Source organism: Bacillus sp. JJ1122, assembly GCF_036964885.1.
Lineage (GTDB): Bacteria > Bacillota > Bacilli > Bacillales > Cytobacillaceae > Mesobacillus.
Map to the genome: position 1 here is coordinate 19,417 of NZ_JBALQL010000006.1, position 18,899 is coordinate 38,315.

General features: G+C 37.5%; 20 protein-coding genes. 10 read left to right on the forward strand and 10 right to left on the reverse strand.

Translation table 11 applies throughout. The features are described from left to right. Positions 1 to 118: 118 nt before the first annotated feature. From yhfH to V7201_RS03750, 4 genes are all read left to right on the forward strand, one after another. Positions 119 to 253, forward strand: a complete 135-nt coding sequence (yhfH, locus tag V7201_RS03735; protein WP_079509337.1) for a protein YhfH — start codon at positions 119 to 121, stop codon at positions 251 to 253. Between the two features lie 119 nt (positions 254 to 372). Further along, a complete protein-coding gene (locus V7201_RS03740; RefSeq protein ID WP_335375449.1) occupies positions 373 to 1,248 on the forward strand; it encodes a phosphotransferase family protein in 876 nt (291 codons plus the stop codon). Positions 1,249 to 2,304: 1,056 nt separating this feature from the next. Continuing rightward, complete coding sequence (locus tag V7201_RS03745) at positions 2,305 to 2,478, forward strand: hypothetical protein (protein ID WP_335375450.1); 174 nt, start codon at positions 2,305 to 2,307, stop codon at positions 2,476 to 2,478. Between the two features lie 28 nt (positions 2,479 to 2,506). Continuing rightward, positions 2,507 to 2,749, forward strand: coding sequence for a transcriptional regulator SplA domain-containing protein (locus V7201_RS03750; RefSeq protein ID WP_335375862.1), 243 nt, complete (start codon positions 2,507 to 2,509; stop codon positions 2,747 to 2,749). A 504-nt stretch (positions 2,750 to 3,253) separates the two neighbouring features. On the opposite strand, the gene V7201_RS03755 is transcribed toward V7201_RS03750, so the two are convergent. The 3 genes from V7201_RS03755 to V7201_RS03765 form a co-directional block, all read right to left on the reverse strand. Continuing rightward, positions 3,254 to 3,412 (reverse strand): hypothetical protein, encoded by a 159-nt coding sequence (locus tag V7201_RS03755; protein ID WP_335375451.1) that lies wholly within the window; start codon positions 3,410 to 3,412, stop codon positions 3,254 to 3,256. Positions 3,413 to 3,446: 34 nt separating this feature from the next. Further along, positions 3,447 to 3,650, reverse strand: coding sequence for a YozQ family protein (locus tag V7201_RS03760; protein WP_335375452.1), 204 nt, complete (start codon positions 3,648 to 3,650; stop codon positions 3,447 to 3,449). 233 nt (positions 3,651 to 3,883) lie between these two features. Continuing rightward, positions 3,884 to 5,059 carry an MFS transporter gene (locus V7201_RS03765; protein WP_335375453.1) on the reverse strand — a complete coding sequence of 392 codons (1,176 nt, stop codon included), beginning with the start codon at positions 5,057 to 5,059 and terminating at the stop codon, positions 3,884 to 3,886. A 209-nt stretch (positions 5,060 to 5,268) separates the two neighbouring features. On the opposite strand from V7201_RS03765, the gene V7201_RS03770 reads away from it, so the two are divergent. Further along, the gene (locus tag V7201_RS03770) at positions 5,269 to 5,436 is read left to right on the forward strand and encodes a XapX domain-containing protein (protein ID WP_335375454.1); all 168 of its coding nucleotides are present in this window, start codon (positions 5,269 to 5,271) and stop codon (positions 5,434 to 5,436) included. Between the two features lie 55 nt (positions 5,437 to 5,491). Here the strand turns inward: V7201_RS03770 and V7201_RS03775 are convergent, their stop codons facing one another. Next, on the reverse strand, positions 5,492 to 6,325 hold the full coding sequence (locus V7201_RS03775; RefSeq protein ID WP_335375455.1) for a formate/nitrite transporter family protein: 834 nt from the start codon (positions 6,323 to 6,325) through the stop codon (positions 5,492 to 5,494). Between the two features lie 445 nt (positions 6,326 to 6,770). Further along, positions 6,771 to 8,696 (reverse strand): endonuclease MutS2, encoded by a 1,926-nt coding sequence (locus V7201_RS03780; protein ID WP_335375456.1) that lies wholly within the window; start codon positions 8,694 to 8,696, stop codon positions 6,771 to 6,773. An 815-nt stretch (positions 8,697 to 9,511) separates the two neighbouring features. On the opposite strand from V7201_RS03780, the gene V7201_RS03785 reads away from it, so the two are divergent. Further along, positions 9,512 to 10,111, forward strand: a complete 600-nt coding sequence (locus tag V7201_RS03785; protein WP_335375457.1) for an SCO family protein — start codon at positions 9,512 to 9,514, stop codon at positions 10,109 to 10,111. Between the two features lie 144 nt (positions 10,112 to 10,255). Here the strand turns inward: V7201_RS03785 and V7201_RS03790 are convergent, their stop codons facing one another. After that, the gene (locus V7201_RS03790; protein ID WP_023627787.1) at positions 10,256 to 10,393 is read right to left on the reverse strand and encodes a hypothetical protein; all 138 of its coding nucleotides are present in this window, start codon (positions 10,391 to 10,393) and stop codon (positions 10,256 to 10,258) included. A gap of 391 nt (positions 10,394 to 10,784) precedes the next feature. On the opposite strand from V7201_RS03790, the gene V7201_RS03795 reads away from it, so the two are divergent. Beyond that, a complete protein-coding gene (locus V7201_RS03795) occupies positions 10,785 to 12,404 on the forward strand; it encodes an ABC-F family ATP-binding cassette domain-containing protein (RefSeq protein WP_335375458.1) in 1,620 nt (539 codons plus the stop codon). 121 nt (positions 12,405 to 12,525) lie between these two features. Here V7201_RS03795 and V7201_RS03800 read toward each other — a convergent pair whose 3' ends face one another. Next, positions 12,526 to 12,657, reverse strand: coding sequence for a YuzL family protein (locus V7201_RS03800; protein WP_335375459.1), 132 nt, complete (start codon positions 12,655 to 12,657; stop codon positions 12,526 to 12,528). Between the two features lie 103 nt (positions 12,658 to 12,760). Between V7201_RS03800 and V7201_RS03805 the strand changes: the two genes are divergently transcribed. From V7201_RS03805 to modB, 3 genes are all read left to right on the forward strand, one after another. Next, complete coding sequence (locus V7201_RS03805; RefSeq protein WP_207499527.1) at positions 12,761 to 13,012, forward strand: YkuS family protein; 252 nt, start codon at positions 12,761 to 12,763, stop codon at positions 13,010 to 13,012. A 278-nt stretch (positions 13,013 to 13,290) separates the two neighbouring features. Continuing rightward, positions 13,291 to 14,073, forward strand: coding sequence for a molybdate ABC transporter substrate-binding protein (modA, locus tag V7201_RS03810; protein WP_438825013.1), 783 nt, complete (start codon positions 13,291 to 13,293; stop codon positions 14,071 to 14,073). Positions 14,074 to 14,079: 6 nt separating this feature from the next. Next, entirely contained in the window at positions 14,080 to 14,736 is a 657-nt protein-coding gene (gene modB, locus V7201_RS03815; RefSeq protein WP_335375461.1) for a molybdate ABC transporter permease subunit, read from the forward strand. Positions 14,737 to 14,803: 67 nt separating this feature from the next. Here modB and V7201_RS03820 read toward each other — a convergent pair whose 3' ends face one another. From V7201_RS03820 to V7201_RS03830, 3 genes are all read right to left on the reverse strand, one after another. Next, a complete protein-coding gene (locus V7201_RS03820) occupies positions 14,804 to 15,460 on the reverse strand; it encodes a DUF4352 domain-containing protein (protein WP_335375462.1) in 657 nt (218 codons plus the stop codon). Between the two features lie 62 nt (positions 15,461 to 15,522). After that, the gene (locus tag V7201_RS03825) at positions 15,523 to 16,893 is read right to left on the reverse strand and encodes an alkaline phosphatase (RefSeq protein WP_335375463.1); all 1,371 of its coding nucleotides are present in this window, start codon (positions 16,891 to 16,893) and stop codon (positions 15,523 to 15,525) included. A 479-nt stretch (positions 16,894 to 17,372) separates the two neighbouring features. Next, on the reverse strand, positions 17,373 to 18,539 hold the full coding sequence (locus V7201_RS03830) for a D-alanyl-D-alanine carboxypeptidase family protein (RefSeq protein WP_335375464.1): 1,167 nt from the start codon (positions 18,537 to 18,539) through the stop codon (positions 17,373 to 17,375). Between the last annotated feature and the right edge of the window lie 360 nt (positions 18,540 to 18,899).

The following is an 18,899-nucleotide window of genomic DNA, read 5'->3' on the forward strand; positions in this document are numbered from 1 at the left end:
CAAAAACCTATTTTTAAGTTTTCTTAAAAAAAGTCTACACAAATTCTTTTTTTATGTTTATACTGTACTATAACAGGTTATATAAAAATTAAGTTGTACTATAAAAGGAGGAAAACAAATTATGATGAGTCCAGTTGAGTTTTTTCGTAATTTACCAAAAAAGGTTTGCCCTGAGTGCGGAGAAGGAATGCATGAACAAGCAGAATCTTATTTAATGGAATGCGACCGGTGTCTATCTAAAAAAGAGGAGTAGGATCAGTCTTAAATTTAAGCAAAGGCACCTTGAGAGAAGGTGCCTTTTTTACTGAAATTTTAAGACTTCTCTCAACAGATTATGTATAATTTATCCATACATATAAAGGAGTTTTAGTAATGGATAATGAACTTTTAGCCGACCGGATTATGCAAGTCTACCCTGAATTGAAAATCGTTAAGTACGAAAAAAATAATTTCGGTCAAAATAATGACGTACTTATAATTAATGACCAACTTGTTTTCCGCTTTCCTAAATATGATGATGGCATTAGAAATCTTGAGAGAGAAGTATCTCTATTAAAAATAGTAGAAGGTAAAATTACTGCTGCTATTCCCTCTCCAATATACACTTCACTAGATATCAAGCAAGCTGGTAAGGTATTTGCTGGGTACAGGCTGCTTGAAGGGAAACCTATGTGGAAAAGGGATCTGAAAGGTGTGCCTCATCGAGGATTAAAAAAATTGGCATCCCAGCTAGTTTCCTTCTTAATCAATCTGCATTCAATTCCTATCGCTGCTCTACATCCTGTTATACAACAAGATGAAAAAAATCCTCTTAGCGAAATAAAAATCCTGTTAGCAAGACTGCAAAATAAAGTTTATCCGTATATGAGTAATTCGTCCAAGGAAACTGTGTCTTTTGCGTTTGAGTCATTTTTTGAAAAAGAAAAGTCAAGGGATATTAAGACAACTCTTATTCATGGGGATTTTGGAGCTTCCAACATATTATGGAAAGTTGAAAAAATTGAGATATCTGGGATTATTGACTTTGGAGCGTCGGGGCTTGGTGATCCAGCCTATGATTTCGCAGGTCTTTTATCTAGTTACGGTGAAGAATTCTTCGAACAGTGCATACGCTTGTATCCTGGAGGGGAAGAAATTAAAGAAAGAGTAATGTTTTATAAAAGCACATTTGCATTACAAGAAGCCTTGCATGGAATTGAAAATAATGATGAGCAAGCTTTTAAAAATGGCATCAAGGCATATCTTTAAGTAAAGCTGCATATTCAACAACGAAGATTGGTGTTTTAATAATAACAGTATTGACACTATTTATTTTCCCTCATCAAGAAATTTGAGTTTCTATCTGCTTTATTGAAGACTATTTAAATTTTCTGAAGCTGTTATGGTCCTATCTTACTTTTTTTTGATCTTTCAGACGCTAATTATTTATTTATTTATTTATTTGTGACAGTTTAGTCAAAAAAAGAAGCTCCAACTCGGAGCTTCTTTTTAACATCTTAGGAGACCCAACCATCATCAGCCCAAAACACTTTGGAACTATTGAGTTGTAAAATCCAGATTACTATAGCCGATGTGTGTTTGTTCCGCATTAAAGGTGTCTTTTCATAAAAAGGTATTCCCTGATTTTATGAAGACCCTTTACAAACACATTTTTCGGTATAATCACCGAGAGACTCATTATTCCTATTCATGATAATTTATAGGCTGCTTTTACCTACGGAAATATTGAAAAGATCCCATACAGCCAGCAATCGAGGATTGAGACTGTGTTCTTATAAGATTCAAACAATGCTGCTTTAGGTTTTTATTCTTCTTTCGTTAATGATTTTAATCATTGTAATTTAAGTCTATCTCCAAAAACGGTTATAAAGATGAAGTATTTATTACCTCGTTTTCTTTTGGTTAAAAGCTTCATTCCAGCGTACCTTTACTGAATAAGCTGATGTTCTGCTTTTACCCTTCTGATCAAGACTTTACGAAAGAATGAATATTAACCTAGTGACAAACATTAAGAAGGAATCTTTTAAGAGCGATTTTGTTATTTCCGCTTAAGGTAAAGCGCTTACAAAAAGCCCTTGTAGGAATAAACCTTTTCCTCGTTCACTACGAAACGAACACCCTGGTTGAGCCTCCTAAGAGGTTAAGCAATTCTTTTTACACTTTTATTATACCACCCGCTTCTCGTTATAAAACCTGTTACTTATGTCTAATTGGTGTCAATTTTATAGGTAATCCTCGTTTGAAAAGATAAGTATAACCTTTTCTCATAATACAAAAAATAAATTTATCAGGGGGTGAACTTTTATGTCATTTAACAAAAACAATAATATCCAGAATGAAAATAATACACTGAAATTTAACGACACACCTAATCAAAGATTTGTACCCGGCAGATCAGTTGATGAGCATCGGGATATTGAAGCCGGGAACATACTACTTACTGGTGATGAAATAAAGCAGCAAAATGAAAATTTATAACGATGAAATGAGGTAATTAGAATTGGATATGATTAATCCCAAGGATTTACAAAATGGTGATGAGGTATATGTTATTTATAGGAACCCACATGTTCCAACCGTTTCCAACATAAAAGCAGCAGAAATTGTTCCGCACCCAAAAGACCCAAATTCTCTTGCTCTATTTCTGAACGAAACCTTTCATGTCATAGAAGATGATGACGCCCTTTTCACCTCACACGAAGCGGCAGAAAAAGCTTATCAAGACGCATCAGATCCCTTTTATCATTAAAGCAGGCTGCATTCTCTCTCTTCAGCTTTGTGCTGGGGATTTTTTTATTAGGCTGTTCGAATGATTGTAGCTTTTGCAGTCAGTTGAGGATTTCAACTTCAGGCAATCCAAAAGCTTATCAAAGCAAACAAAGTTTTCCTGAAAAGAGTCTTTTTGCATGAAGGCCCATCCGTTATAAGTCCATGTTTTGCATACGCGAATTTGGGTAAACGAATATTGCAAGCCATCTTAAAAAGGAGGAATTGCTGATGAAGATTTTATCTGCATCATCTAAACTCATTTTTGGCTCTGCACTCAAAGGAGGATTTGTCTATCTAAAGAAAGGCTTCCTTACCCCCAACAAAGTAATGAGACGCGGAAAGCTTTAAATCGACAAATTCTATTTCTCTCCTTATGGAACGAAAAGCACACCCGTCGAGGTGTGCTTTTCTTGTATGAAAAATTTTTTGATTATATTATTTTAAAGCATACTTATGAATTATTTTTCCAGTGTCTGTCTTTCTTTTATAAATCGGATCTTTTCCCAGGTTCATGCTTATTGTTTGTTTGATTACCAGTGCTGGCAGTATACCCAACTCGGTAAACAAAATCCTTTTTTTGTTTTAGCGCTTCTGGCATTTTGTATTGATCTCCATTTGATTGGAAATCGCCTTTATGTGACATATGCTTTCCTCACTTCAAGTTTGGTATTCGTTTCTTATTGATATCCTCTTCTCGCTACAGCATCTTGGTTTCCAGATTTCCGTTCAATCTTTCCGCTGATTTCACCTTCAGTGTAACTATCACTTGCCTGTTCATGTGTTACTGCAAGCCCATTGGAAAGCTCATCATTTCGCTTGTAGTCTGAAGTATCGTAATTGCGGCCTGCAAGGTCAGTATTCTTGCTTTCTCCCATGTCCATCAAACTCCCTCCTTTCCGGACTAATGGTTATTTTTTGATATCAAAGTCAAAATCATACTGTAAAATCACATAACACCTGCTAAACCCTCTTCTTTATTCCACAAATGCTTATATATTTTTCAAGAAATTACAAAAAATGATTTAACATTTAGGAATTCTTTACCTTGTGAATAAAGGCAGTAAATCAATTTATACACAAAAATAAACCCCTTCTTAAATGAAGGGGTTTATTTTTATCTGCTGCCGGTTTGGAATTGCATTTTCTTATGATCCTGTAAAAGCCAGACTGTCAAAAGAACACCTATTAAAGTGAGGAGAGCGAAAAACAAATACACTACATAGATAGTAAATTCCTCAAATATTATGCCCCCAATAAAAGTGAAAAACCAATTCCCAAGTCCATTGCCTACTGCAGAGTAAAATGTCACAGCCGTTGCAGTCATTTGAGAAGGTGTAATTTCCCTAATATATTGCAGCCCTGCCGGAATAAATAATCCTAGTGATAATCCTTGAATGACAGCCGAAAAATATATAAGAGACAAACTTGGTTCAGTAAAATAAAAAATCCATCTTATTAATGATACTATTGATGCAATTAAAGCTACCTGAAGCAACCCTACTTTCCTGATCCAACCGCCTGCCACTCTCATAAAAGGAATTTCGGATAACACAGCGATCAGAAATGCAATTCCAATTCCTGTGTATGTTCCTCCTCTATCCTCCACAAATAAGCTAAAATAAAAGTTATTGGCAAGGTTTGGCCCGAAAATTAAGAATGTCACAGCCAGGAATACGAGGAATCGTTTCATTCCCATTAACTCCTTCATACCAGACAGCATTCTAGCAGGTGCTTCAGCAGTTTCTTTTGGCATTTTAACAGAAAGAACTGCGGCCAACAGCAAGGTTATAAAAAAACTATAAAAAATCACCTGAGGATTCCATTCTGATAATTTCCCCATTATAAAAACAGCAATACCGAAGCCAAGTGAGCCAAACAAGCGAATATTCCCATAATTCACGCCAGCTTTGCTAGTATATTTTAACGAAATACTATCAGACAAAGGGATGATGGCACTTTGAAATATTGCAAGGATGATTGCTACGATAATGAATAAGAAGAAACTTTCAAAAAACAGATATCCGAGTGCGGCAATTCCCGTTATCAGGGTTGTTAAAGTCAACAGTCTATTATGAAGATTTTTCATATCTGAAATCATGCCCCAAAAAGGCTGAAAGAAAATCATGATGACAGGGCCGATGGACAGAATGATTCCTATTTGATATCCATTCAATTTTTCAACTTCACTTAAATACACGCTCAATAAAGGAAACAAACTTCCGAATCCAAAAAACACAAAAAGATAGAAGCCTTGCATCGAATAAATATCTCGTTTAACTCGCGTTTCCATTAATATCCTCCGTACTTACATATTGTAGAGTTATATTTTACCACTATTTAAATATAAGAATAGTTTATTTGAATAAAAGGATAATAAAGAAAAAATAAAGCGTTTTCATTTGATATTTGTCATGTTAAAATAATGTTGCTTCGAAGTGATCAGACGTCTGCTCACTAAATTAAAAATTTTTCACTTTTACTACATGAGGCGGTGATTTTATGAAAGAAGTTGTGTTAAGTTTACTTGCCGGGTTATTAGTCGGGGTTGTTTTCAAGTTTTTAAAACTGCCGTTGCCAGCACCACCTGTTCTTGCCGGAGTACTTGGTATTGTTGGAGTATATTTAGGAGGATTGGCTGGGGAATGGATTTTAAATTATTTTAAATGATTTAATTACAGCCAAAAAAAATCCACGGAAATCCGCGGATTTTTTATTTTCATTTTTATAAAGCTTTTTGCCTGTAAACAGCTTTTTCCTCAATCATACTGCTTCTTTTTATACCCTCTGCAGGTTTGGCATGAAGGTAAACATAAATGGTACCAACAAAAAATGCTCCTCCTATTATGTTGCCAATCGTAACAGGCACTATGTTTATCAACCCTGAAGCAAGGCTGATCGTTTCAGGATGCGGAATCAGAAGGGCAATCGAAAATAAAACCAAATTCGCAATGCTATGTTCAAAGCCTGATACCACAAATGCAAAGACAAGCAGCAGTGTAACACCGATTTTAGCTCCATCTCCTTTTATATGCAAAGGAATCCATACAGCCAGGCATACAAGCCAGTTGCAAAGGATTGCTCGGAAAAACAACTGATAAACCGGTGTATTCATTTTCATGCTTACCGTCTCCATCATATACTGAGATTTATCCGGTGAAGAAAATAGTCCTGTAAGCATGATGATTACAGCAAAAAAAATAGCCCCTAACATATTTCCAGAATAACAGGCAATCCAGTTTTTAATCGTACTCTTCCATGTTGTTGCTTTTTTCAATGTACCAATTGTCATCATCATCGTATTGCTAGTGAATAATTCTGCTCCTCCGTATAAAATCAGTACAAGTGCCAGCCCGAAGAAAATCGAGCTAACAATTGGAGTTCCTGGAGAATGCAAATCATAGAAGTATTCCCCCAGCCGATATGAAACTATAATTCCAAAACCAATATATACACCAGCTAGAGCTGAACGCAACATATACTTCGTTTTTGATTCATTCCAATAGCCACTCTTTTTAAGTGCAGTGTTCACTGCCTGGTCTATAGGCTGTACATTCATAAGAAAAAACCTCCATTTGTGAATAATATCACAATTAAAATATGTCTTTATCTTATACCTGTAACTGCCTTTTGTTAATAGTTGATGACATGAATTAATTTTGACAATAACTGAAGCGTTTTCATATGGATGCAATCCCGGTCTTATTGAATTCTAATGGTCTTTGTATTCCCTCTCCATTCATTTAACTGACTTTAGCTCTATTTGAGGTAGGGGAATCCCCTCATTATGGTTGCCTGATTTATATAACGCGTGGCTGTTTTTTTCTTTTGAGATGGTTATATCTCCAGGTGATCCCATTTTTAATGATTCTATATCTCGGTGCGAAATACAATTGTACTTTCAAGGAGTCTACCGCTTTTCGCACATTAACATAGTGCAATAACAACAATGATATGTTTGTTAGAGTATGAAAAAAAGCCCTCTGTTAAAAGGGCTTCTCCACTTAAGCATCATAATTTATAACTGTGCCATCTATATGTTTTTTATCCATTTGGTTCAGAAGTTTACGGTTATGCTTTGATTCAAAAATAATATTGAAATCATAATCGGGCGGATATAGTTCTGCTGCAGGAATATTAAGCTTGAGACGCTTATGATTCACCTCAATCTTTTCACCCTTGATCTGGACAATATAATTCCCATTTTCATCGGGTCCTTTATAAATGATTCCAAGTTCAGCCATTGTGGATACGTGTACGCTATCACCCATATTATATTGCGTTACTGCCTTTTTCTCTGCTGCAGGTCCTCTCCTTTTATGTTTATTCACTATAATTTGCTGTTCCCTCCCTTTTAAGGCAGAAGGGTCATCTTCAAATAAGACAGTATAGTTTTTTTGCTCCTTATAAGTTATTTCATGAGCTCTTTCAATTAATTTTGGATGTATGCCTAGTTTTAGGGCAATGGCAAAAGCCTGGCTATCCCCACCTTTCCCAATCCGTAAGCGATACGTTGGTTGAAGGGTCTCGAGGTCAAATTCCATTGAACCATTCATGAAATCATGATGCTGATCGGCAAATTCTTTTATTTCGCTATAATGAGTAGTTGCAAACAAGGTTGCACCTTTGTTATTAAGGTTTTCAAGAATGGCCGTTGCCAGCCCCATACCTTCGCCTGGATCGGTGCCTGAACCTAATTCATCAAGGAGGACAAGCGTTTTGTCATTCGCTTCTTTTAATATTTCAATGATACTGACGATTCTTGAACTGAATGTGCTAAGATTCTGTTCAATACTCTGTCCATCCCCTATATCGACAAGGACTTTATGAAAAATCCCTGATGTACTTTGCTCATCCACAGGCAAATGCAGCCCACACTGGGCCATTAAGACGAGCAATCCAGCCGTTTTTATGGAAACCGTCTTACCTCCAGTATTTGGCCCAGTTATAACTAATGCTTGATATTCTGAACCAATTTCAATCGTTAACGGGACTGCTTTGTCACCAAGCAATGGATGTCTGGCATCCTTGAACATGATCAGTGGACCGTCATATATATTGACTCTTTTCGCATCAATTGATCTGCTATACTTGGCTTTTGAAAATAACACATCATAATGGACCATTGTTTCGATGGCAAGGCGAATCTCTTTCTCTTTACCTTCCGCCATACCAGTCAAAAAGATTAAAACTTTTTCAACCTCAGCCTGTTCTTCAGCGTAAAGCCATTCCATTTGCTCCTGGAAAGCCCCAATTTCTTCTGGTTCAACGAAAAGTGTCGATCCGGAAGCAGATGTATCGAGTACAGCTCCCTTCACTTTCCCCCTGTATTCCTTTTTAATTGGGATTACATACCTTCCATTTCTCTGGCTTATGACAGCCTCCTGTAAAAAGGGTCTGACTTTCCCCGATTTAAGGACCTGATTAAGTCTTTCCTTTAAACGTTCCTCCTGAATTGCTATTTGTTTACGGATTTTTAAAAGCTCTTTAGTTGCATAATCATCTATTTGTCCATTTCGAATACATCTTTGTATCTCTGCTGCCAGCTCAGGCAATTCTTCAATTCCATAAACATACGAAGAAACTCTCGGAGCGCAGTATTCCTTTTCCTTCATAAACCTGCGTATTTTATTGCATGTTTCCAGAAAATTCAATAGCATGACTAACTGATCTGGCCTAAGTGTGATCCCTTTATGGAACCCTTTCAAGACTAATTCCATACCCTCAAGACCATGAATTGGAACGCTTGAACTGATTTTCAGGATCTCGATTGCCTCTGCCAGTTCCTTCTGCCAGGAGGTAATTTGCTTTGCATTCACAGAAGGCAGCATATCGTTCACTTTTTTGCGCCCAAGCTCTGTCATAGCGAAGCTTGAGATCATTTCTTTGATCTTATTAAATCCTAGGACATTAAATGTTTGTTCGTTCAATTTATTTTCCTCCTTGAAATAAAACTATATTTGATTTACACACCAGGCACTCACTTTCAGCGGTGTTTCCGGTGATTCCGCATCAATCGACTGCCTTCCACTCCAATCAACATTGACCTTTAATACCAGCCAAAGGTAAAGATTGCCGATTAGCAGATGAATGTATAGATGGAACACAAAAAACCGCAATGGAACAATGTCCAAAGCGGCTTAAAGAATGCCTGGCGATCCTTCCGCCAGCATTTTTCCATAAAAAAAGCTGTGTACATGTACACAGCTTATGCTTATGGATATCAGCATGCTTTACTATGTTCATTGTTCTTAACCCTCAATCCCGAACCATGGCTAAATAAACCTTTAAAAGGCCATGATTAATAATATTCCGGATTGACCGTATAAAGTTAACGGATTAGTTAAGAACGACACCTAACATAAAACATACTCCTTATAAATAAAATCTCTTCTTCATTAGAATAACTTCAAAAAAATGTAAAGTCAACCAGATTCAAGATATTTACGTTTCATGGCATTCCCAATTTTAATTTGTTTTCACTATTACCTTTATCAAAAAAGCGGATTAAAATATGTTCACATTTTCTCTGTTGACCTGATGTTTATATTTCATTTAAATAAAGTTAAACAAAGGACAGAAATGGTGGGGATCCTTCGGCCGATAATAATGACCAATAGAGATTTTTTTTCAGAGAAGGTCAGGTGATATATTTTTGGAAAACTTTCCTATTTAACATAGTTCACACAATGTCCATATGATTTTCATTACGATTCTTATATCTTATAAGGGGGAGGTTTGTGTTATGAAAAAAATATATATAATCAGTTCACTTATCGTGCTAATAGGGATCACAGCTGGCATATCCTTTTTCCTAATAAGGGATGCCAATGCTAAGATTCCAGACGACATTACGCTCGTTACAATGAATGAGAAGAATTATACTTTCGGGGAACACACTAAAAAAATCAAACTTGTAGAGTTCATTTATACCCACTGCCCTGATATATGCCCAACGACTACACAAAAGATGAATTTACTGAGGAAAGATTTAGTCCAAGAGGGAGTCTTTGGCGATAAAGTACAGTTTGTCACCGTGACTATTGATCCCTACCGCGATACCCCTGAAGTATTAAGGACATATATGGACACGTTCGGACTGGAGAATGACGGGAATTGGCTCTTTCTCACAGGAAATAAGGCAAATATTTTAGAAGAACAACAAAAAATCAAACAGGTAGCTGATACATTTAAATTTCAATACCGTGATCCTGGCAATGGTTTTTACGTGCACAGTACATTTACTTATTTAATTGACGAAAACAATAAATTCATAAAAAAATTCCCTATGGGTGAAGAATTCGATAAGGAAAAAGTATTCAAATCAATTATGGATGAATTATAATATGAAAAAAGCGGTGTTTGCACACCGCTTTTTTTATTTACTATGATCGCAATAAGCTGTTTTTTTATTGGCCGTTTTCAGCATTGGCTGATGTTGACTAGCTTGTTGTATTGACCCACAATCATCCGAAATGGCCGGGTTAGTTTAGTGTGAATTTACAGTGGTGGGATGTTTCTCTGTCTTTTGCAGGGAGAAAAATTCTGATTTTGGCTTAGTGAAGCTGACTTTAATCCCTGATTCTTTTAGTCGGTTAACGAAATCAACCAGCTGCTTTTTAGCCATTTCAAAAACTCCTTTTTCCATCTTTGTCTATTATTATTTTACATGAAAAATATGAAAAATGTGTGAAAACGAGCAAAAAAATTGACATAGTAAAAGAAATTTTTAAACGACCATAAACTAATTCAATCTTTATACTCTTCTCTTTTAAAATGGCTGTTACTTTCTATCTATTCATCCTTCAATCTGGCCCATTTTATTAACAACATATTTATCCTACTCTCGCCTTTTCCCATTTTGAATCAATTAAAAACTCTTTTTGTATGTTAAGTTTATTTATTACACTAATATTATGCCCGCATCTTCTGGAACCGGCTACAGAAAAAGAATTCGCTACTGGCAGTCAAACATGATATAATCTTTGGGATATATATTAATGGAGGCTATTAAATAAATGATTACAGTTCAAAATGTAGGCTTGAGATATGGTGACCGCAAGCTATTTGAAGACGTTAATATTAAATTCACTCCTGGTAATTGCTATGGCCTGATCGGAGCAAACGGTGCAGGTAAATCAACATTCATTAAAATACTATCTGGAGAAATCGAGCCGCAATCCGGCAATGTATCTTTGACTCCTGGTGAACGTCTCGCAGTATTAAAGCAAAACCACTTCGAATATGAAGATGTTGAAGTACTGAAAGTAGTAATTATGGGTCATGCCCGTTTATATGAAGTGATGCAGGAAAAGGACGCCATTTACATGAAAGCAGATTTCACTGATGAAGATGGCATGAAAGCTGCCGAATTAGAAGGTGAATTTGCAGAGCTTAACGGTTGGGAAGCTGAATCGGAAGCGGCGATCCTTTTAAAAGGTTTAGGAATCGGTGAAGAACTGCATGATAAGAAAATGGCTGATATTGGCGGCGGAGAAAAGGTTAAGGTACTTCTAGCACAGGCTCTTTTTGGAAAACCTGATGTACTATTGCTTGACGAACCTACAAACCATCTGGATATCAAAGCGATCCAATGGCTTGAAGAATTCTTGATTAATTTTGAGAATACTGTCATTGTTGTATCCCATGACCGACACTTCTTGAATAAAGTTTGTACACATATTGCTGACCTTGATTTTGGTAAGATTCAGCTTTATGTCGGAAATTATGATTTCTGGTACGAATCCAGCCAGCTTGCACTAAGAATGCAGTCGGATACAAACCGCAAAAAAGAAGAGAAAATCAAGGAATTGCAAGCCTTCATCGCAAGATTCAGTGCAAACGCATCTAAATCTAAGCAGGCTACTTCCCGTAAAAAGCTTCTTGATAAGATCTCTCTGGATGACATTAAACCATCCTCCCGTAAATACCCATATGTCGGATTTACGCCCGATCGTGAAATCGGCAATGATCTTTTAAGAGTCGATGGTTTATCGAAAACAATCGATGGCGTAAAAGTATTGGATAATATCAGTTTTATTATGAACAAAGATGATAAAATCGCACTTGTCGGAAAAAACGAACTTGCGGTTACAACATTATTCAAAATTCTCGCTGGTGAAATGGAGCCTGATAGCGGAAGTTTCAAATGGGGTATTACAACTTCACAGGCATACTTCCCTAAGGATAACTCCGAATACTTTGAAGGCTGCGACCTGACTTTGGTAGACTGGCTCCGCCAATTCTCACCTAAGGATGATAGCGAAAGTTTCCTTCGCGGATTCCTTGGCAGGATGCTTTTCTCTGGAGAAGAAGTACTGAAGAAGGCAAGTGTGCTTTCAGGTGGAGAGAAAGTCCGATGCATGCTTTCCAAAATGATGTTATCAGGTTCAAACGTTTTGCTACTTGATGAGCCTACAAACCACTTGGACCTAGAATCCATCACAGCCCTTAACAACGGAATGATCAACTTTAAAGGTTCAATGATCTTTTCTTCCCATGACCATCAGTTTGTTGAAACCGTTGCAAACCGAATCATGGAAATCACTCCTGCAGGCCTTGTGGATAAGCAAATGACATATGATGAATACTTGGAAAACCAAGAACTTCAAAAGCAAATCGCTGAAATGTACGCTTAATTCGGAAATATAAAGACCCCCGGATACTTCCGGGGGTCTTCTTAATGCTTTCCCTTTGTTAACAGTAAATTTGGCTGTAAAAGCGAATTGGACATTGGATTACTGCTAAAAGGTCTCTTTTTTAATCCTTTTTCTGCTTTTTTCGTGAAGACGAAGAGGTTCTGCTGCCTGATTCGCTTGTAGTTGTACCCTGGCCCTCAACCTGTGGAGAATTCAGTCCAATGGTTGAAGGGTCTTTTTTACGTTTTGCCATTGTGGCACCTCCCATTAATTATGATCATGCCTTAATATTGTCTTGCCACAGGAATATTTTATTCTTATCACGGACAACTTAAATTGGTGAGGAGGTGTGAGTTATGGCTAGAATTGGAGTAGAACAATCTTTAACAAACGTTTCCGCTGCTCTACGCGAAAGAGGACATGAAGTTGTTGACCTTCGTCAGGAAGCTGATGCTCAAGGCTGCGATTTCTGTGTTGTGAGCGGAACTGATTCAAACGTCATGGGAATGCAAGATGTGTCAATCCAAGGTTCAGTAATCGAAGCAAGCGGCCTGTCTGCTGACGAGGTATGCAGACAGATCGATCAAAAATCCGGAAACATTCAATAGTTCAATCAAAGCTGCCGCTGCACGGCAGTTTTTTTTTCCTCTATTTATCATCCATCCCCCTCTCAATGACTTTTTCACTAACTTGTGATTTTTTTGTGTGCCGCATCATCGATAATTCGATATAATCAGTTATGTCATTCAATATAAATAGATTCATATATTTTGCAGCTACAGTAAAACAGTTTTTTCATGAAAAAGCGTGAAGCATATTACACGAAAGCAAGATGAAAAGGCAAACAACCTGTCTAACACATTTTTTTATCGGCTTCTACGAGAGGATGTATCAATTGAAGAAATTTATTATCTTTTTTTTCATAGCCATATCGCTGATTATCACCGGCTGCCAAACCGATAAGGATAAAGAGCAAAAAGAACTTACAGTTTCTGCCGCAGCTAGTCTTCGTGAAGCTCTGGAAGAAGCTGGACAAAAATACATGGAGGATCATCCTGAGGTGAAAATCATTTATAATTTTGGCGGATCAGGGTCCCTTCAGCAGCAAATTGCTCAGGGTGCTCCTGTTGATTTGTTTATATCTGCAGCGGAGGATAAATATAATCAGTTAATAACAAAAGATATGATTGATAAAAATCATAGTACCCAGCTTTTGGGTAACGAACTAGTATTAATTGTACCAAAAGAAAAACAAAACATTGAATCCCTTGATGATTTGCTTAAAACCGATATTAAAAGAATTGCCATAGGCACGCCAGAAACAGTACCTGCAGGGCAGTATGCCAGACAAACCTTCATTTCAACAGGCTTATGGAACAGGCTGGAATCGAAAATCATAAATACAAAGGATGTCCGACAGGTGTTATCCTATGTTGAGACCGAAAATGTCGATGCAGGAATTGTCTATAAAACAGATGCGATAATTTCTGATAAAATAAAGATGGCCCCAATATCCGGACAAGATTTGCATGATCCCATTATATATCCTGCAGGAGTTGTCTCTTCTTCTAAAAATGTTGATGAAGCAATCCAGTTTTTCGAATTCTTGAGGAGTCAAGAGGCTATGGAAATTTTTAAAAAATACGGCTTTAAAGCAGCATTGGATTGATTATGAATGTACAGTGATTTTTGGACACCGATTAAGCTTTCACTTGAAATCGCATCGATATCAGTCATAATCGTTTTCATTTCAGGTATATTGGCGGCAAGAATCTTATCAAGGAAACGTTTTTTCGGTAAAACAGCTGTTGAAACAGCTTTGACCTTGCCGCTTGTCTTGCCTCCTACAGTAGTAGGATTTTTATTGATTATCATCTTCGGAATCAACAGTCCTGTTGGCAGGATGCTAGAAGATATATTCGGAAGCCCAATTATGTTCACATGGTGGGCTGCAGTTATTGCTTCATCGGTGGTGGCCTTTCCACTTATGTATCAATCAGCTAAGACTGGATTCACTTCTATTGACTCAGGGGCCGAGGAGGCAGCAAGAGTGGATGGGGCCGGCGAGTGGAAGGTTTTCTTGTATGTGACACTCCCCCTCTCAGCTAAATCACTCGTTACAGGACTGATCCTCAGTTTTGCGAGGGCATTAGGTGAGTTTGGCGCAACACTTATGTTTGCGGGAAATCTCCCTGGAAAGACTCAGACTGCTCCAACAGCCATTTATGTTGCGATCGAGTCAGGAAACATGGAGGCTGCCTGGCTATGGGTAATTGCGATGGCGGTAATATCATTTATCATGCTCTTTTCAACTTCCTTTATAAAATCATAGTCAACCAAAAAGATTTTGCCTGCATACATAAAATAAGAGCCATGGGATAACCCATGGCTTTGTTTTTTTATTTAATAGGAATTACCAGTCTAACAGGACTTGCTTTTTTCTTTTTGTCCTCACCCACTAGGTCACCAGATAAAATTTCAACTTGGCTTAGTCCATCCAGTTCATCAACAATAAACCCGACATTCCCTTTTTTCAATTGACCTGCAGCGATTTCCCCATTCAATTCCTCTAGGTAAAAATCATCTTCCCATGTTTTATGAATGGATTCATTGACATTCATTAACGCGACAGGAGCGAAATGATAGTTTTCTTTTGAACTATTTTCAACTTCGATTCCGATCTTAACGAAATCGAATTCTTCTTCATGCGTGTATGCATGATAAAAATCAATCATGCTGTAGTCAGGAACATAATGCAGCAACTTAATGTCCTTTATTTTATATTGGATACCGCCTATAGTTGAATGCTTGTTTACTTCCTTGACTGCTTTTAAAGTAAGTTCACCTTTACGATCAGTAACTGTGTCCCCTGCCTTTTTTAAAGTACTATCATCTGTTACTTGAGGATTGGGAACATGAATACTAGGGGTTTTCGGCTCATCAACTGCTTTAATAGCCCCATCAACTTTAGTTTCTTTAATAGATTCCTCCTGAGCTGCTGCGGAACACCCAGATAAAAATGAAATAGCTAAAAGTAACGTGATATATTTTTTCATTGAGAACCCCTACTCTAAGAAACTTCCCGCCGTGGCCTTGGCCCCAGCGGGAGATTTAATGTTTATTTTCTTTTGCCATTTCCAAGGATATCAAATATATTCTTAGCATTGTCAGTGTTGTCAATCTGTCCGTAGAAGCGTTCTTTCCCAGGTCCAAAAGCGTATACCGGAACATCTTCACCAGTATGTCCACCAGTCGTCCATCCAGTGTGGGAACGGCCGTCAATAATCTTTTCAATTGCGTTATCAATTGTTAAAACCTTCTTTGTAGCTGCCGCATCTTTTACTGACTGGATTTCCTCAGCAGTCAATTCCAGATCGATATATTTCTTCAAAGTTTCTTCAACGTCAGCACCTTTAGCTATTTCATTAGCCATGAAGTCAGGTGTGCGTTTTGCAGCCTTTACCGGCTCACTAAACCAGTTATATTCACCGTCTGCACCTATTGAATATCCGCCTGTAGAGTGGTCAGCAGTAGCGACAACCAGAGTATGCTTGTCCTTCTTCGCAAACTCGATCGCAGCCTTATATGCTTGTTCAAAGTCTTCCATCTCGCTCATTGCACCTACAATATCGTTATCATGTCCGGCCCAGTCAATCTGGCTGCCTTCCACCATAAGGAAGAACCCGTCTTGATCCTTATTTAATCGTTGTATTGCTGATTTAGTCATATCTGCAAGTGAAGGAGTGCTTTCTTCGCGGTCAATCTTTTTTGGCAGGCCGCCTGGTGCAAATAATCCTAGAACCTTTTCGTTTTTGTCGTTCAGCATTTGGCTGCGATCTGTAACATAGCTGTAGCCAGCTTTTTCGAATTCTTCAGTAAGGTTTCTGTCCTGGCGTTCAAAATTGCTTAATCCGCCACCAAGCATTACATCCACTTTATGTTCGCCGTTAATCATTTCGTCATAGTAATCATCCGCAATCGAATTCATGTTTTTCCTTGATATATCATGCGCACCAAAGGAAGCAGGAGTTGCATGAGTGATTTCAGATGTAGCAACAAGTCCAGTTGCCTTGCCGTTTTCCTTTGCTGCTTCTAGAACAGTTTTAACTCGTTTTTGATCTTTATCAACAGCGATTGCTGCGTTGTATGTTTTAACCCCAGCAGACATCGCTGTTGCAGCTGCAGCAGAATCAGTTACATTCTGGTCAGGATCCTCAGGATATGTCATCTGGTTTCCAACAAGATACTTATCAAATTCGGTCTTTTCCATTTCAGGTGTTTCAGGGTTGTCCTTTAAATAACGATAAGCTGAAGTATATGAATTACCCATGCCGTCACCGATTAAAAAAATTACGTTCTTAATTTCTCCACGGTTATCATTTACTTCCTTTTCCGCTTTTGCATCAAATGTCCCTGCTAAGCTTCCGAACGCTACAGTAGAAAGCACAGCGATCGGAAGAATCTTCTTTTTAAAGTTTTGTTTAATCATTCCAAGACCTCCAGTTAGGTTATTCAATCTACCTCTCACTATAAAGACAGTCTATTAATCTCTCATTAACTGAATGTAAAAGATGGTTAATTAATTGTTACAACCCCCTTACATTCTTGCCGTATTGAATATGAGGGAAATCATTTTTGATGAAAATAAAGCTGTTTTCGTAAACATTGTGGCTTTTAGAGTAGTGCTGACTCAAATGTAAGGATGCTCGCTTTCCGCGTGAAAGAATGGTGAAAAACTCAAGTTCCTGCCATTTCCTCATTGAATTCTTCACGGACTTCTTCTCTAAATATCTCGATGCTTTTTTTTCCTCATAGAGTTGTTCTCGGGCCTCTTCTCATAACAACTCGTCGCGCTTTTTTCTTCTGGAGTTGTTCTCGGACCCTTGCTCAATCAACTAATTTATAATTTTTTTGCTATCAAAACAACAATCTTTTAAAAAACAGCCAAAATAAAAAAGCAGGCCATGATTACCTGCTTCGATACCTTCTATTTCTTTTTTGTTTTCGGTTCAATACCAAAACACCGACAGCAAACAAAAGCAATATACCACCTACAATAGAGTTAAGTGACAATACCCCGCTCTGTTCTGCCTTTTGAGCAGTATTCTTTACTACTAGTTTTTTCTTTATTATCGGCTTCAGTTCAACGGTTTGAATAACCTTACCTTCTCCATTTTCGATATTCAAAACTCCATTTGAGTCAACAGTTCTATTGCCTTCATCAATTGGATCAGTCAAGAAAGTATCCGCGCTATATGTGAATTGCCGTTTGCCGCTTGTGAATACTTCCCCCTTTTTAACGGGAGAGGACTTAAAATTCGAGAATCCATAATCAAACAGCTTAATTGTGTCATCGTATATTTTCCTTTTATATTCTGATTTTAACAGGATTGCAGTTAGTTTAAGCTGGCCATTTTCAGCCGTAGTCGCCAATGTTTGCTTGGACTGGTCAACAAATCCCGTCTTTCCTCCGGTAACGCCTGGATAGGGGATTTCTCCTTTCAGCATCCGATGGTGAGACAAAAGAGTTGTGTCCCAGGATTCTCCGTCCCATTTCATCTGTTTTGTTCCAAAGATTTCGCGAAAATCTTTGTTCTTCATCGCATAATTCAAGATCATTCCTAAATCCTTAGCCGTCGTATAATGATTTTCATCGAATAAACCGTGCGGATTTACAAAGTGTGTCGCCTTTACACCTATCTCTGATTCAAGAAACTCATTAACATGTTGAGAATACTTTTCCATCGTCCCATCCATATGGATTGCGATTACCAGCGCAGCGTCATTTCCAGAATTAACCAACATACCCTGGATAAGCTTTTTCAAAGTCACTTGCTCACCTGGATTTAAATACACCCTTGTTCCGTCTGTATCTAATACTTTTTCACTTACTATTACTTGATCACCCAAATTCCCTTTTTCAATTGCATAGATCGCCGTAGCAATCTTAGTGAGGCTTGCAGGATACATTTTCACCTCTTCATTTTTACCGAAAAGGATCGCACCTGACTGCGTGTCCATTAATACGGCAGCTTCCGATGTTAGTTCAGCGTCACCATCTTCAGCATGTACAGGTTCATTTAAGTTAAAAATTCCAAACATGATCAAAATAAAAAATATCAGCAATTCCTTCATTCAAACACATCCATTATCCCAGTATCCGAATTTAATTTTAGCAAATATCTAATTAGATTTCTTCAAATTAATTGAATTTTAATAATAATGGAATATTTAAGCATTGCAATGAATATTCAGCGAAATATCATTGAACTTTGGGGCTTTGATTAAAAGGGAGTTTTTAATGAATGGACTTAACAGTAAAAATTCATCAAAAACTATCAATAAATTAGAGATACAGATCGATATCACCGGGCAGAGCCGGTAATGAACTCCCAAAATAATACAAGAGGGCGTCCCTAAAGTATTTTGGGACACCCTTTTTGTGTTGTTCCTCGGACTCTTCATCATAACAATTCGACGGGCTTTTTCCGCTTC